Raw genomic sequence first — 14777 nt, 5'->3', positions numbered from 1 at the left:
ATGGGAGATTCCGGCCTTTGCCCTGATGGGCGTTATAGCACCAAGCAGCCGAATCAGCACTCTTGAACGTCTTCACCTACCCTGACGCTCTTGCGGCAGATGCCGATTTCCGGGGGGTTCGTGATGCGCAAGGGACGCAAGCGTCCGGAGTGCTTCCGCAGTACGGCAGTGGGGAGCCGCGCAGCCCGTCAGCTGGTGTCCGAATGAGGCTCCGGCGTGGGGCGTCGGTCGCCATCGTGGCCGGCGGCGGCGCTGTCACCACACTGTTCGTCGGCCTGGTGACCAACGTCGTCTCGGAGGAGAGCCGCTGGCCGGGATGGCTGGGCTGGATCCAGGATCATGCCTGGGCCCCGTTTCTGCTGCTCGGGGGCCTGCTGGTCGTGATGTCGGCAGCGCTGGCCGCCCTGTCCGAGACGCGGGACGGCACCCCCACGGCGACGCCGACATCATGCCCCGAAGCCTCGCCGCTGCAGGAAGGCCCGTTGAGCGCCGCGCTGGTGCTGCGCTCCCTGCCCCGTGGCACCACGGTGTTCACCGACCGGACCGCCGAGCTTGAGGCGCTGGTGCGGTCGGTGCGGGAGGCGCAGGAGCGTGGCGAGGCGTTGCCGGTGCATGTGATCGACGGGATGCCTGGGGTCGGGAAGACGGCGTTCGCGGTGCACGCCGCCCATCTGATGACGGACCGGTTCCCGGACAGGCAGCTGTTCGTGAACCTGAACGGCCCCACCACCGGCCGGAGCCCGGTGCAGCCCGGCGACGCGCTCGCGTCGTTGCTGGCGGCGGCCGGGGTGCCGGCCGAACAGATCCCGGTCGGTGACAACGCCACCCCAGTGACCGAAGCGAGGGTGGTGATGGGGCGCACGCGGCTGTCCGAAAAAGGCGCTGCTGATCCTGGACAACGCGGCCAGCTACGGACAGCTCGAGCCGCTCCTCCCCGGTGACAGCGGTTGCCTGGTGCTGGTGACGAGCCGGAAGCGGCCGGCGGCGAGCGAGGAAGTGGTGCTGCGGGTCGCGGCCCCTCCGAAGGGCCACGCCGTTGAGCTGTTCGTGCGGCTGAGCGGCAGGCCCGCGAAGTCGCTCGAGCGGGCGGTCGTGCAGGAGCTGGTCGGGCTGTGCGGGTGCCTGCCGCTGGTGATCTCGCTGCTGGCGGCCCGGCTCGGCACCACCCGTCGTGGAGTGCGGACGATCTGCGCAGCCGTCTTCTCGTGCCACGCGACCGGCTGGCCGAGCTGCGCGGGCGAGAGGGCGGTGGCCGCTGCGTTCGAGCTGTCCTACCAGGACCTGGACGCGGAGCGGCAGCGCTTCTTCCGGCTCCTGGGTTTCTACGCTGGGACCGACCTCGATGCCTACACGGGCGCGGCCATCGCTTCCGTCTCTGTCGCCGAGGCGCGCAGCCGGCTGGAGGAGCTGGACGAGGCACATCTGATCGATGAGCAGCCCGGAGACCGGTACCGGCTGCATAACCTTCTGCGTGAATACGCACGGAGGGCCTGGCTAGTCAGGGAGGCAGGATAGAAACGGTTCAGGCGGTACGGCGGGTGAGCGACTTCTATCTGGCCGCTCTGTCCGCCGCCAACGGGCACGTCCTCCGCAGCGGTGCTGGCGCTCCGACGGCGCCGGTGGGAGGCGGGCAGTTCGACACGCCCCCGTGCTGTAGCCGCGCAGTGAGGGTGCAACCTCGCAGGACGCACCTGCAACTTTGGTGCGCACCCCAGTACTTCCCTCCTCCGCACCAAGAAACAGCATTCCTCTTCGTGCGGCCGTTTTCGCTGGTCACAGCAGACGCATCCGAAGTAGTACTTCATAGCGCACTCATGAGTTGATGCGCATCCAACAGACTGTGTGACACGGGGAGTTGTTGTTGTCTAAGCTGTCGCCGCAGATCTTGGATACCAAGGCTGACAGAGACGGGGAGGGGGTAGTACCGGTGGACGACATCGACACATCTACCCACCATTTCCTGGCGCAGCTGAGTGCGCAGACCGATGAGCTGCGGCAGGGTATCGAGGCTGCCCGGCGCGAGCGCGACGAGGCAGCGGCGCGGTTCGCGGCACTCGAGAGCCGCCTCGCGGACAGTACGGCAGCACTACGCGCCCTCAAGCTCTATACGGGCGAGGCCTCGAACACTGGCGACGGTGCCCGCGAATCCGACACCCCGAACGGGGAGCACGGCGCCTCTTTGTCGATCGAGGAGGGCATCCTCCACGTCCTGCGAGGGACCAACGGGCTGCTTCCCGTAGAGATCGCCCGCGGAGTGCAAGCCCTCGGCGTGCCCAGCTCTGCCGCCAGCATCCGAGCCAGACTCAGCAGGCTTCGCAAGGACGGAACCGTGGTGCGCGACAAGGAGTCCAGGTACTCGTTCGCGTACGCCGGATCGGAGGGCACCAGGAACCGATAAAAGCTTGAGAACAAACGCAGATCGGCCGCCGCAAGTTGCGAGCCCACGGCGGCCGTTGGCGCATTCCTCCAGAGACGGGCTCACGCACCGGCGGCCAGCCTAGGCCATTCGGTCGGTTTCGCGTGAGCCCTTTCCGAAACGCTGCTCCTCAGCGCAGCGACAACCGGAGCAAGGACTCACACATGAGCTCTTCAACGTCCGGACCAGCCGGGCGACCCCACCATGGGGGTACACCAAGAGGCCGCTCGACCACTCAGTCATCCAGCGGCAAGGCCGTCTCCTACCGCATGCCGCCCGTCGGCGTGCAGGCCGACCGGCAGATGGACCTTCTGGCGGCCGCAGTCAAGACATGCGCAACAGGACGCTCCGCCGTCAAGACCCGCGACTTCATCCGCGAAACGGAGCTGAACCGGAGCGACATCACCCTCGCCGTGCGCTTCCTGACCGACACCGGCCTGTTGTCATCGAGCCCGGCAGGATGGAGGCCGACTGTCTCGGGCGCCCGTGTCGGACGATCCTGGTCCACTGACCGGGAGACGGCAAGAACCCTGTTCGGTGAAGCGTGGCGCGGCTCCTGGGTGTACCAGTTGCTGATCGACTCCGTACCGTCGGCCACTGCGCTGAGCGCCGAGGACATCGCCAAGGCCATGCGCCCCTACCCGACCTCGCGGCTGTCGCCATGGGTGCACCTGGTCGATTGGCTCGAGCTCGCGCGCTACGTCGTGCGGGACGACGACGGATGTCTGCGCTTGTCCGAATCAGCTGGCGGTCACACCACCACCCCGCCAGAGCAGGAGCCGCCGCCTGCCGCCGCCAAGCCAGGCCCGCCCCAATCCGGACTGGTACTGCCGGTGAGCATGGAACAGTTGGCAAAGCTGACCCCCGAAGACTACGGCGCGGTCATGCGGTCCCTGGCCACGATCTACGACGTGCTTTCCCGCCAGCGGACCTGACCGGCCATCCGCCGAACGCTTATCAACGTTCGGCCCCTCCCACATCACCTTTTTGCGCGCGAGCGCTTGCGCCCCGCGGGCTCTCCTTCCAACGCTGGTGTGAACATGCACCAGCGAGAGGAGGCTCCCGTGAGGCGGTCCCAGCGCGCCCCGGAACCTGATCCCACCCTGCCTGACAGCCCCGGCACACCCGCGACCGCCTTCACGGACGTGACGCTGGCATGCGCCGTCGAGCGGGCCGTCTCTCTTTGGACCCACATGACTTCCCAGGGACAAATGTCCCCGCAGACCCGTCGTTCCTTCGGACAGCTCCTGCAGCGCTACGAGCGCTACGTGCACTCACGAGGTCTCGTGCTCGTCGCTGACGTCACCCGCGACCTCGCCGAAGACTTCATCTTCGCCCAGGGGCGCACGCGTCATGGACACATTGGCGACTCGGCCACGGCCACGCAGCATCAGCGCCGCGCCGTCCTGCGCTCCTTCTATCGGACCCTGCGCGAGCTGGGTCTCACCGATGCCGATCCCACCAGGGACATCAGGCTGCCCGACCGCAGTGGAAGCCGGATCCGTCCTCTGGACGAGGACGAAGCCATCGCGCTACGTCATGCCGCGGAGTACGTGACCAGACCCAGCCGTCACGCCGCTGCGGCCGCGCTTGCCCTCTCCGGCGGACACACCGGCGAAATTGGGCACATCAGGGTCCGCGACCTGGACCCGAAGTCCGGGACCGTGTGGCTGCACGGATCGACCCGCACGAATCCACGCTGGCGCCCTCTCGACCCGTGGGCACTGCGCATCCTGGAGGCCAGGGCCGCCTTCGTCGCCAGACAGCGACGCAACCCCGATGCCGCCCCCGACTCCCGTCTGGCCGTTTCGTCGGCCCCCGCGCCCGATGAGCACCTGCAAGCACGCGCCTGCGTCGCGCTTTCGGACCTCATCCGCCGCATCGGGCTCGGAGCCGACCCACGGGTCAAGCCGGCCTCTCTCACGGCCTATGCGGGGGTCCGCATCTTCGGCGACACCGGAAAGATCGAGGATGTCGCCCGTGGGCTCGGTCTGCGCTCCCTGGACCGGGCCGCAGACCTCGTCGGCTATGACTGGGCGCAGCTGGCACCGGAACAGCAGGCCGCCGATGCCTGAAGACCTTTTCGGAGACACGCTCCCACCGGCGCAGCGGACCCCGCGCAAGCGGCCCTTCTCCGAGACTGACCGCCGCACGCTCCACGAGCGCCTCACGGACTGCGCCCGCAACTCCGACCTCTACGAACTCGCAGAGACCCTCCCGCCTCCTGGCCGAGTCGGAAGGCCCCGGAGCTATCCCGACGTGGCATTCCTCTATTTCCTGGCAGCCCGCAGTGTCCTCGCCTCCGCCCGCCGCACGGCCGCTCACCTCAGCGACCCGGAAGTCTGGTCAGTCCTGAAAGAGGGAGTGCGTGCGGAACTCGGGGCCCTGGCCGCCTCCTCTCTCCCGGAGGCAGGGCCGACCAGGTCCCAGTGGCTGCATGCCCAGCGGCGCCTACGGGAGCACTCGGACGAGCTGTGGGGGCAGTACCGGGTACTGGCCCTCGAACAAGCACTGGCCCAAGGGATCTTCCCCGAGGGCGAAACCCGGTCCTGGAGCAACCCGCAGCGCCACCAGCTGATAGCCGCAGACGGAACGGTCCTGAAGTCACCGACCCTCGCACGAGCCAGGGAAAGCGTGGACATGACGACCGGCGAAATCCGCTATCACCGCGTCGACCCCGCCTCCGTGCCTCAGCGAGAAGGCGGCGGCGAGGTGTACGGACCGAAGTACGTCTTCTTCTCCGCCAGAAAAGACGAGACCTACCTCTCCCGAGTGTTCCTTGACTCCCGATACGTACCGCACCTCCAGGCCGGCGGGGAGGCAGCCGTGGCAGTCGAAGGGGTTCTCGACATCATGGGCTCGGCGCCCGGCTGCATGGGCGTCCTCTACGACGGCGCCCTCCGCGGCATGCACCGGGACACCATCGCCCGCTACGGCGGCCTTGTCATCAACAAGCAGCACAAAGGGAACGAATCACAATATTACGAATCCCTACGCCCTGGGCGCTGCACCCATGAGCTGTGGGTCGCGGACGGGCGCATAGCCGAAAAAGCCCACTACGCGGACGGAACCACGCAGCTCGTGCCCGTGCCGATCACACGCTTGGAGCGTCGAGGAACTCGCACGTTCCGCTGGTATCACGTCCTCGAGATAGCTTGCCGGCGAGGAAGCCATGAGTACCGAGTCTCCGTCGGGACGACAAGCCGGAAAGGCGAGCGCCCGACCGGTGAAAGCGACGAGGAACGCGGCTTCCACCGCGCCGAGCACCTCCAGCAGATCCCGGAATTCACCCGTACCCATCAGCTCGTCTACCCCTACAGGAGCGACGCCGAGTCCGGCCACTCCCAGCTCGACGCATCCCTGTGGAACCGGCGTCTGATCTCCTACGGCGTAGAGGCCCAGCAACTCCTCACCCTCGGCTTCGTCCTCGCCCAGAACTCCACCAGCCGTGCGCTGCACCAGCAGGGCACATCCCCGCTGATCCGCACCGCCTGACCGCCCACACCACGTCCGCCCCAAACCCCGGCGCCCGCCCGAGCCCCGATCCGGTACCCTGTGGATCGAGCGCCCCGGCGGGCGCTGCGGCGTGTCGCATGGGCTCCCACCGCCCGCTCGCCACAGCGGCCGACCCCAGGACGCTCAGGGCTTGACCTAGAGGCCAGGGCACGAACCGTTCGCTCGAGTTCCGTGCAAGGTTTCAATCAAGCCCCGCCTTCGTAGCTCAGGGGATAGAGCACCGCTCTCCTAAAGCGGGTGTCGCAGGTTCGAATCCTGCCGGGGGCACAGCAGAAGGGCACTCGCGGGCTCCCGTGGGTGCCCTTCGGGGTTCATGGCCGGCGGTCCGCCGGCTCAGCGGCCCTCGATGTCAGGGGTCGTCGGGAATCAGTCCGCCGCACGGGCGACGACTTCGAATCCGAGGTCCCTCAGCAGCTTGGCGGCGTGGTCCTTGCCGCCGGAGAACTCGTCGCGACCCAGGGGTTCCCGACCGGGCAGGCAGCCGTGCGCCGCCCCCACGATGGCCTTCGAGTCGTACTCCTTGCCGTCGATCTCGAGCAGGTAGGTACGCGACGGCCCGAAGCCGTACCTCTCCAGGAAGGCGTCCCGGCCGAGCCGGTCGTACTCCGCGACAGCCTGCAAGACCGCAGGTCGAGTGATGTCGTTCAGCGTCATGGTGGAAAGGTAGGTGAAGCCGCCGACATGCGGGGCCGCACAGGCCGGGAGGGGGTCTTCCAGGGTCGTCCGGCAGGGGGTGCGGGCAGCGTCGGTGGCGACGCCGAACCGTTTTCCGGCCGGGTTCCGACGGACGTTCCCGCGCCGTGGTGGGGGGCGGCGTCCCGCACCCCTGTCCCTCGAGCCGGCTTCCCCGAAGGGCCGGGTCACGCCGCGCGGAGCGTGGCATACTTCGAGTATGGCAACCCGGAAGATCACCATCACCGTGCCGGAAGAGCTGGTGGAGTCGATCAAGGAGCGCGTCGACGCACGGGGGGTGTCCGGCTACATCGCGGCTGCCGCCGCCCATCAGGACGCCATGGACCGGTTGCGCGAGTTGGCCGAGCGCCTCGAGGAAGAGCACGGCGCCGTGACGGACGACGAGCAGCAGGCGGCGCTGGACCGCATCGCCGCCATCGACGGCTGGCACGACGAGCGGCGATCGCACTCGGACGAGGCCGCGTGAGCCGCACCGCCCGAGCGAAGCTGCACCGGCCGCGACAGCGCGTCTTCGTGTTCGACTCCGAGGCCCTCTCCAAGGCGGTTCAGGGCGACCGAGAGTTGACGGCGCTGATCAAGACGGCCCCGCGGCTCGACATCCCTGTCGTCACTTCGGCGCTCACGACCTTGGAGGCATGGGATCCTCGTGAAGCGTCGAGGCAGGCGCTGTGGAACTGGGCACCGTCCCGGATCCGCATCGTGCACACGGACGACCAGGTGATCGCCATGGCACGCGACATGCTGAAGGCAGCCGGTCTGCACGGGCACAAATACGCCATCGACGCCGTCCTCGCCGCTATAGCCGGGCGGGAAGCCGCGCAGGGGGCCCAGGCGACCGTGTTCACCTCCGACACCGACGACATGAATCGGCTCCTCGCAGGCCACCGCGTACGGGTCGAGAAGGTCTGACGGGACGCCCGCACCTCACTCCGGCCGCTCGTCGGCCTCCTCGCCCGGGCGCCCCACAGCCCACGTCTCCGCGGATCACCACTCCGTCCGGGAAAACTCCTGAAGCGGGTCGCACAGGTCCGCATCCTGCCGGGGGAACGGCGGAAGGGCACTCGCGGGCTCTCGCGGGTGTCCTTCGGGGTTCATGGCCGGCGGCCGTGGGCCGGAGGGTCGGGCGGCGGCGGGGTGATGTCGGCAGCGGCGTGGTCCGTCGGTCCGGTGTCGGGGCCGGGCCGACGGACCACGCGCTCGTCGCGCCGCCGGGCGGCACGGTCGTGTTCCTGCCGGGCGGGGGTCGTCGCGGTCCCGATACTGGCCGCATGCCCGGCCAACTCCGCGCCAAGGTCCTGCCGGACCGCCAACGCCGCTCCCTGGACGACCTCCAGCAAGACCTCGATCTCTCGTCGGGGGACAGCCGGTCGAAGCAGTCGGCCTTCTGGACCATGCTCACGCTGTCCGCCGTGATCGCGGCGTGCGGCATCCTGACGGACTCCACCGCCACCGTCATCGGCGCGATGATCATCGCCCCGCTCTCCACCCCCATCATGGGCATCGCCCTGGGCGCCGTGCAGCGCCGCTCCACCACCGCCGCCGCCTTCGTGGCCCTCGGGGGCCTGCTGGTGGTCGTCGTCGGGGCGGTGGCCTCACTGGTCGTGCCCCAGTCCTACGACCTGCTGACCGACAGCCAGATCTCCGGCCGGACCTCCCCGGGGCTGCTGGACCTGATCTCCGCCCTGGCCACGGGCTTCGCCGGTGCCGTGGCGCTGGCCCGCAAGGACGTCGCCGCCGTCCTGCCCGGAGTGGCCATCGCCATCTCCCTCGTACCGCCCCTCGTGGTCACCGGGGTGTGCGCCGGTCAGGCGGCGTGGTGGCCGGCCCTGGGCGCCCTGGTGCTCTTCCTGTCCAACCTCTTCGCCCTCGTCTTCGCCGGCATGGTGGTCTTCACCGCCCTCGGCTACACCCACACCGCCGGACGGCGCACCCACCACGGACCGCGTCGCGCCCACGTCATGCTCGGGCTGCTCTTCACGGCCGTCCTGCTCCCCCTGGGCGCCAACACGGTCGTCACCGTCCTGCTCGACACCTGGACCGTCCGGGCCAGGAGCGCCGCGGAGCGGTGGCTGGCGCACAGCCCCGGCGCGATGGTCACCAGCGTCGACGCACAGTCCAGGACCCTGTACGTCCACGTGCGCGCTCCCGGTGATCTGCCGCCGGTCGACGGGCTGCTCAGCAGTCTGGAGGGGCACGTCCCCGACGGCACCCCCATCGTGGTCGACGCCACGCGTGGCCGGCAGATCATGGCCGGGAAGGTCGGTGGATGACGCCTCCGGGCGGGCGCGTTCAGTCGGTGGCCGGGGCGTCGGGCCCGCGGTGGACCACCGTGACGCGGTGGCCGGGGCGCGGGGTCTCCAGTTTCGTCGATCACCGCGACGGCCAGGTCCTCGGTGCTGATCCAGGAGCGGCCTGCGGCGTCCGTGAGCAAGGTGTCGGTGCCACGGCCGTAGCGGCCGGTCCGTTCGCCGGGCTGCAGGAGGGCCGGTGGGCTCAGGTAGGTCCAGTCCTCGTGGGGATGGGACCGGCAGGTTCGCAGCTGGGCGACTCCGGCGGCGGCCGCGGCCCTGAGTCCGGCGGGTACGTGGTCCGGATCGTCGGCGACCAGCAGACCGGGGTCGCCGGGGCTGCGCAGTGCCCCGGCGCCGCCGATCACGAAGACGCGGATTCCGAGCTGTGCGGCGATGTCCAGCACCGTGCGGGTGGCGCCGACCAGGAAGCCCTCGTCGACCGGCACGGTCCGCGACGTCGCGTACGAGACCGGCGTCGTGGAGATGATCACCCGGCTGATCGCCCGCGGGCTCGGCGTCGCGCTGCTGCCGTCGGCGTTCATCCGGCCGCGGGCCGCCGCCGACCCCCGGCTGGCGCTGGTCCCGGTGGCCGACGGACCGCGTCGCGTCGAGTACCTGGTGTGGAACCGCTTCAATCCCAGCCCGGCCACCCGTGCGATGCTCGACGTCCTCGGGATCGAACCGCCGTCTACGGCGCCCTGACCGGCCGGTACGGCTGCACCGGCCGTACCGGCCGTAGCGCGCGGTGCGCCCGCCGTGTGCCGGCGGGCCGGCCGGTGCCGCGGGCGGCGGACGGGGGCACCCGGCCGTCGCCACGTCCGCTCGCCGTCGCCGGTGGCCACGGACCGCGAGTGGTTCCGGGCGAAGACGACCAGGCGCAGCACGGCGAACCGCGCGACCCCGGCGAGTGCGGAGGCGGACAGGTAGACGGCCTGCTCCAGTGCCGCGCCGGGGGCCGCCACCAGCTGGTGCAGGGCCAGCATCGCCCCGCAGGTCACCGCGTACGCGGCCGCGGCCGACCCGGCCGACTGCGTGTGCTGGCGCCGGGTCGCGCGTCCGCCCGCGCCGAAGGTGAACCGGGCGTGCAGTTCGGTGGCGAGCAGCGTGGAGACCACGGTGATCAGGGCGTTGGCCAGGGCCCAGGGCAGCCAGGAGGCCAGGGCCGCCACGGCGAAGCCGGACGCCAGCCCGACCCCGCCGCCGCACAGCACGAAGCGGGCGAAGGACGCGAGAGCGCCCGGTGCCGCCTGCCGCCGGATGTGTCCTGTCATGGTCCGCCCCTCCCTCCGCACTGACCCGATCACGCCGTGGCGCCATGGTGGCACATACGTGGCACCATGCGCAGCCTTATTTGGCGCGGGCCGCCTGACCCGTGGCGCCGGTCCTGGTGAGAGGCGTCGCGAGGACCCGGTCGGCGGCTCCGGCGGCCGCGGACACGGACGCGAACGGGACGGCGCACGCCGACGTGGTGTCGGAGTGTGCCGCCCCGGACGGGACGGTCGGTCCCGGTCACCTCGGGTCGCGGTCGAAGGCCGACTTCGACCAGAAGTAGCCGAGCGTGGTGAGGGCCAGGCACCAGCCGAGGGCGAGCCAGCCGTTGTGGCCGATCTCCGTGCCGAGGAGCAGGCCGCGCAGGGTCTCGATGGCCGGGGTGAAGGGCTGGTACCCGGCGATCGGCTGGAACCAGCCCGGCATCGCGTCGACCGGCACGAAGGCGCTGGAGATGAGCGGGAGGAAGATCAGGGGCATCGCGTTGTTGCTGGCGGCCTCGGCGTTCGGGCTGACGAGGCCCATGCCGACCGCGATCCAGGTGAGCGCCAGGGTGAAGAGCACCAGCAGCCCGAGCGCCGCCAGCCACTCCGGTGCGGTGGCGTCCGTGGACCGGAAGCCGATGGCCACGCCGACGGCGCCGACGAGGACGACGCTCATGACCGACTGCACCACGCTGCCGACGACGTGCCCGATGAGCACGGAGCCCCGGTGGATGGCCATGGTGCGGAAGCGGGCGATGATGCCCTCGCTCATGTCCATGGAGACGGACACCGCGGTGCCGATCGTGGTGCTGCCGATGGTCATCAGCAGCAGGCCCGGCAGAAGGTAGGCGATGTACTCGGAGCGGTCGGCTCCGCCGTCCCCGATGCCGGCGCTCATCACGTCGCCGAAGACGTAGACGAAGAGCAGCAGGAGCATGACCGGCGTGAGCAGCAGGTTCAGGGTGAGGGACGGGTAGCGCCGGGCGTGCAGGAGGTTGCGGCGCAGCATGGTGGACGAGTCGCGCAGGGCGAGGGAGGTCCGGGACGGTCGGGCGGGGGTCAGGGGGGAACTCATCGGACGGCCTCCGTGGCCTGGTCGGGGTTGTCGGTGCCGCCGGTGAGGGCGAAGAACACGTCGTCGAGGTCGGGGGTGTGCACGGTCAGCTCGTCCGCCTCGATGCCGGCGGAGTCGAGCCGGTCGAGGACGGCCCGCAGGGCGCGCTGGCTGCCGTCGCTGGGGATCTGCAGGGCGAGGGCCTCGTCGTCCCGGGTGACCTCGTGCAGGGCGGTGGCGGCGGACCGGTAGGCGGCCGGGTCGGTGAAGCGGAGCCGGACGTGTCCGCCGGGAACGAGCCGCTTCAGCTCCTCGGCGCTCCCCTCGGCGGCGATCCTGCCGTCGTTCAGCACCGCGATGCGGTCGGCGAGTTCGTCGGCCTCCTCCAGGTACTGGGTGGTGAGGAAGACGGTCACCCCGCCCGTGACCAGCTCGCGGACGACGCCCCACATGGTGTGCCGGGAGCGCGGGTCGAGCCCGGTGGTCGGCTCGTCGAGGAAGATGATCCGCGGGTCGCCGACCAGGGTCATCGCGATGTCGAGGCGGCGCTTCATGCCGCCGGAGTAGGTGGAGGCGGGCTTCTTCGCCGCGTCGGCCAGGCCGAACCGGTCGAGCAGCTCGGCGGTCACCCGTCGGCCCTCCGCGCGGGAGAGGTGGTGCAGGTCGGCCATCAGGAGCATGTTCTCCTCGCCGGTGATCAGGCCGTCGACGGCGGAGAACTGCCCGGTGACGCCGATCGCGGCCCGCACCCCGTCCGGCGAGGCGGCGATGTCGTGGCCCGCGACCTGGGCCTGCCCGCCGTCGGCGGGGACGAGCGTGGAGAGGATCTTCACGGCGGTGGTCTTGCCGGCGCCGTTCGGACCGAGCAGCGCGAAGACGGTCCCGGCGGGGATGCGCAGGTCGATGCCGTCGAGGACGGTCTTGTCGCCGTACGACTTGCGCAGGCCGACGGCGGAGACGGCGGCCGGTGACGGCCGGGCGCCGGCCTGAATAGACGTGGGCATGACAGAAGAAGGCATGGAGCCCTCCCGTTCGAGGGGTGGGGTGACTGGGGCGGGTCGGCGCGTTCGCGGGATGCGGCCGGTCAGGCCGTGGCGCGGCGGACGTCGATGTTGCCGTACCGGGTGCGGGCGCGGATCTTGACGGTCTCCTCGGCCTCCCCGGGGGTGCCGGACGCGGTGAGCGCGTTGCGCACCCGTCCGGCGTCCGAGTGCGCGTCGAGCCAGGCGGCCGTGCCCTCGCGGATGCCGACCTCGATGGCGCCGTAGGAGGTCTCCAACCGCACCTCGCCGCGGGCCACCTCGCCCACCCGCAGCGCACCGTGGGCGGTGGTGGCGGCGAGGGAGCCCTCGACGCGGGCGACGTCGATGTCACCGTTGGCGTGGCTCACCCGCAGGTCGCCGATCGCGGTGCCGACGGTCGTGTGACCGTGCGAGTTCTTCAGGACGGCGGGGCCTTCGAGGAGGCCGACGCGCACGCCGCCGGAGCTGGTGGTGATCTCGGCCGCGCCCTCCACCCGGTCCACGGCGACCGAGCCGTGGGAGGCGGTCAGGTGGAGCGGACCGGTCGTGTCCAGGCGGACGTCTCCGCCCGAGGTCTTCACCCGGACCTCGCCGAGCCGGCCCTCGCCGAGCACCTGGGTCCAGGAGCCGGTCGCGTCGACGCTCGAGCCCGTGGGCAGCTCCACCGTCACGTCGACGGAGCCGGTGGGGCCGATGAAGCGGCGTTCCTTCGTGCTGACCGTCAGGACGCCGCCCGCGAAGGAGACCTCGGTCTGCTCGGCGGCCCGCACGTCCTTGTCCCGCTTCGGGTCGCCGGGCCGCACCGAGACGACCGTGTCGGTGCGGTCACCCGCGGTGAACTGGATGGATCCCGCGCCCACGTGGGCGGTCACCGCGATCGGTCCGGGGGTGTCGAAAGAAGGCATGCCTGTACCGTCCTCATGAGTCCGTGGGGCGTCCCCGCTGGTGGGACGTGGTGTGAGTGCTGTGCTTCCGCGTGGTGCGGGCGTGGGCGCGGCTAGCGCACCCAGCCGGTGAAGCTCTGTCCGACACTGCGGGCCCGTTCCGTCGGGCGCGGCGCGCCGCCGCCCTCGACCGCGGCCGAGACGGCCCGCACCAGCCAGGCGTTGACCGACAGGCCCTCACGGTTCGCGGCCTCCTCGGCGCGCGCCTTGAGGTGGGCCGGCAGACGCAGGTTGACACGGGCGGTGCCCCCCTCGTCGCCGTCGGCCGGGGCCGGGGTGGGGAGCGGCCCGGCGGGTACGGCCGCCGACTCCGGGGAGGTGGCGCCGCCGGTGGGCGGCGGTGTCACCACGAAGTCGGGGTCCAGCCCGCGCAGCCGCACGTCGACCGAGCCGGGGGCGAGTTCGCGGGTGATCTCGTCCATCGCGGCGGAGAGCACGTTGAGCATGGTCAGCCGGGTCACCGACTCCAGGGGAGCCGTGAGCCGCTCGGCCAGCTCGCGGGCTTCGCCACCGCCGGCCTCGGCGGCCACCACAAGTTCGCGGCGGAGGGTGTCGACATAGGGGGTGAGGTCCATGACGCCATAATGGCACCATGATGGCGTCACACGCAAGCACCCATGGTGTCTCCCCTGCGAGAGGACGGGGCTCGCCGCCCTGACCTGCGGAAAGACCGTCAGGCGGGATCCGGTCGGCCATGACGGCGGCACGTCGGGGCGCATTCGATGGCACACGATGGCCCCGCATGGCACTGGCTGGCACCATCGGCTCCGAAGGTCCGGGGCGGCCGCTCCCGGCGCCCCGCGTCCACGGCGGCCGAGGCGTTCGGAGGCGGGGAGCCGCGCGGACACCGTGGGCGGGACGGCGGGGCACAGCCGTCCGGCCGCCCGTCGGCCCCACCGGCTCCGGCCGCACAGCCGCTGAGGGGCACGTCCCGTCGGGCGCCCCGTCGCCGCCCTCTCCGCACCGCTAGCATCCGTCCATGACGACCTCAGAGAACGCGCGCAGCAACGACGGCCTCCCCCTCGACGTCGAGATCGGCGCCCTCCAGGGCGGCTCCGCCGGCCTCTCCCGGTACGCCGGCCGGGTGGTGCTGGTGGTCAACGTGGCCTCCCGGTGCGGGCTGACCCCGCAGTACTCCGGTCTGGAGCGGCTGCACGAGCGGTACGCGGAGCGGGGCTTCACCGTGCTCGGCGTGCCGTGCAACCAGTTCATGGGGCAGGAGCCCGGCAGCGCCGACGAGATCGCCGAGTTCTGCTCGGCGACCTACGGGGTCACCTTCCCGATGACCGAGAAGGTGGACGTCAACGGGGAGGACCGGCATCCGCTGTACGACCGTCTGACCGGCTTCGCCGACGCCGAGGGGCACAGCGGGGACATCCGCTGGAACTTCGAGAAGTTCCTGATCGGCCGGGACGGCAAGGTCGCGGCCCGCTTCTCGCCGCAGACCGAGCCGGAGTCGGCGGAGGTCGTCGCGGCCGTCGAGGAACTCCTCGCCGGCTGACCGGACGGACGGGCCGGTTGACCTTGCCCCCGGGGCAGGGCCGAGCCTCGTCGTCGCCGGGCGGAACAGGCCGTCCGGCGACGGAGG

Annotated in this window: 15 protein-coding genes, 1 tRNA gene and 2 pseudogenes; 12 read left to right on the top strand and 6 right to left on the bottom strand. The window is 70.9% G+C overall.

From position 1 onward, the window contains the following. The first annotated feature begins 278 nt into the window (after nucleotides 1-278). The 7 genes from ACZ4V6_RS24085 to ACZ4V6_RS24055 all read left to right on the top strand — a co-directional run bounded on the left by ACZ4V6_RS24085 (nucleotide 279) and on the right by ACZ4V6_RS24055 (nucleotide 6199). Nucleotides 279-941: a hypothetical protein gene (locus tag ACZ4V6_RS24085; RefSeq protein WP_467830857.1), complete on the top strand. Its 663-nt coding sequence runs from the start codon at nucleotides 279-281 to the stop codon at nucleotides 939-941. A 19-nt stretch (nucleotides 942-960) separates the two neighbouring features. After that, a complete protein-coding gene (locus tag ACZ4V6_RS24080) occupies nucleotides 961-1515 on the top strand; it encodes a hypothetical protein (RefSeq protein WP_467830854.1) in 555 nt (184 codons plus the stop codon). Between the two features lie 412 nt (nucleotides 1516-1927). Further along, nucleotides 1928-2398 (top strand): hypothetical protein, encoded by a 471-nt coding sequence (locus tag ACZ4V6_RS24075; protein ID WP_467830852.1) that lies wholly within the window; start codon nucleotides 1928-1930, stop codon nucleotides 2396-2398. Nucleotides 2399-2685: 287 nt separating this feature from the next. Then, entirely contained in the window at nucleotides 2686-3351 is a 666-nt protein-coding gene (locus ACZ4V6_RS24070) for a hypothetical protein (protein ID WP_167971605.1), read from the top strand. A gap of 105 nt (nucleotides 3352-3456) precedes the next feature. Beyond that, nucleotides 3457-4491, top strand: a complete 1035-nt coding sequence (locus ACZ4V6_RS24065) for a tyrosine-type recombinase/integrase (RefSeq protein ID WP_467830936.1) — start codon at nucleotides 3457-3459, stop codon at nucleotides 4489-4491. Further along, nucleotides 4484-5911 (top strand): hypothetical protein, encoded by a 1428-nt coding sequence (locus ACZ4V6_RS24060; protein ID WP_467830850.1) that lies wholly within the window; start codon nucleotides 4484-4486, stop codon nucleotides 5909-5911. The genes ACZ4V6_RS24065 and ACZ4V6_RS24060 overlap by 8 nt, the downstream gene beginning before the upstream one ends. A gap of 215 nt (nucleotides 5912-6126) precedes the next feature. Beyond that, a tRNA-Arg gene (locus tag ACZ4V6_RS24055) sits at nucleotides 6127-6199 on the top strand. 99 nt (nucleotides 6200-6298) lie between these two features. On the opposite strand, the gene ACZ4V6_RS24050 is transcribed toward ACZ4V6_RS24055, so the two are convergent. After that, nucleotides 6299-6586, bottom strand: a complete 288-nt coding sequence (locus ACZ4V6_RS24050) for a ScoMcrA-related endonuclease (RefSeq protein ID WP_467830847.1) — start codon at nucleotides 6584-6586, stop codon at nucleotides 6299-6301. 238 nt (nucleotides 6587-6824) lie between these two features. On the opposite strand from ACZ4V6_RS24050, the gene ACZ4V6_RS24045 reads away from it, so the two are divergent. The 4 genes and pseudogenes from ACZ4V6_RS24045 to ACZ4V6_RS24030 all read left to right on the top strand — a co-directional run. Continuing rightward, nucleotides 6825-7091 carry a hypothetical protein gene (locus ACZ4V6_RS24045; RefSeq protein WP_365126212.1) on the top strand — a complete coding sequence of 89 codons (267 nt, stop codon included), beginning with the start codon at nucleotides 6825-6827 and terminating at the stop codon, nucleotides 7089-7091. After that, nucleotides 7088-7534 (top strand): hypothetical protein, encoded by a 447-nt coding sequence (locus ACZ4V6_RS24040; protein ID WP_467830843.1) that lies wholly within the window; start codon nucleotides 7088-7090, stop codon nucleotides 7532-7534. The genes ACZ4V6_RS24045 and ACZ4V6_RS24040 overlap by 4 nt, the downstream gene beginning before the upstream one ends. A gap of 359 nt (nucleotides 7535-7893) precedes the next feature. Continuing rightward, entirely contained in the window at nucleotides 7894-8895 is a 1002-nt protein-coding gene (locus ACZ4V6_RS24035; RefSeq protein WP_467830840.1) for a DUF389 domain-containing protein, read from the top strand. Between the two features lie 453 nt (nucleotides 8896-9348). Next, nucleotides 9349-9618: pseudogene (locus ACZ4V6_RS24030) on the top strand (LysR substrate-binding domain-containing protein); the annotation flags it as partial. 131 nt (nucleotides 9619-9749) lie between these two features. Here the strand turns inward: ACZ4V6_RS24030 and ACZ4V6_RS24025 are convergent. From ACZ4V6_RS24025 to ACZ4V6_RS24005, 5 genes and pseudogenes are all read right to left on the bottom strand, one after another. Further along, nucleotides 9750-10187: pseudogene (locus tag ACZ4V6_RS24025) on the bottom strand (GtrA domain-containing protein); the annotation flags it as partial. A gap of 238 nt (nucleotides 10188-10425) precedes the next feature. Then, nucleotides 10426-11244 (bottom strand): ABC transporter permease, encoded by an 819-nt coding sequence (locus ACZ4V6_RS24020; RefSeq protein WP_467830838.1) that lies wholly within the window; start codon nucleotides 11242-11244, stop codon nucleotides 10426-10428. Next, a complete protein-coding gene (locus ACZ4V6_RS24015; RefSeq protein ID WP_467830835.1) occupies nucleotides 11241-12227 on the bottom strand; it encodes an ATP-binding cassette domain-containing protein in 987 nt (328 codons plus the stop codon). The genes ACZ4V6_RS24020 and ACZ4V6_RS24015 overlap by 4 nt, the downstream gene beginning before the upstream one ends. Nucleotides 12228-12307: 80 nt before the next feature. Then, nucleotides 12308-13150, bottom strand: a complete 843-nt coding sequence (locus ACZ4V6_RS24010; RefSeq protein ID WP_467830832.1) for a DUF4097 family beta strand repeat-containing protein — start codon at nucleotides 13148-13150, stop codon at nucleotides 12308-12310. 92 nt (nucleotides 13151-13242) lie between these two features. Further along, a complete protein-coding gene (locus tag ACZ4V6_RS24005) occupies nucleotides 13243-13764 on the bottom strand; it encodes a hypothetical protein (RefSeq protein WP_467830829.1) in 522 nt (173 codons plus the stop codon). A 404-nt stretch (nucleotides 13765-14168) separates the two neighbouring features. On the opposite strand from ACZ4V6_RS24005, the gene ACZ4V6_RS24000 reads away from it, so the two are divergent. Continuing rightward, nucleotides 14169-14690, top strand: a complete 522-nt coding sequence (locus ACZ4V6_RS24000) for a glutathione peroxidase (protein ID WP_467830826.1) — start codon at nucleotides 14169-14171, stop codon at nucleotides 14688-14690. Nucleotides 14691-14777 lie beyond the last annotated feature (87 nt).

Source organism: Streptomyces sp. NPDC029152 (assembly GCF_055564355.1).
This window is presented reverse-complemented; position numbering and strand designations above follow the sequence as displayed.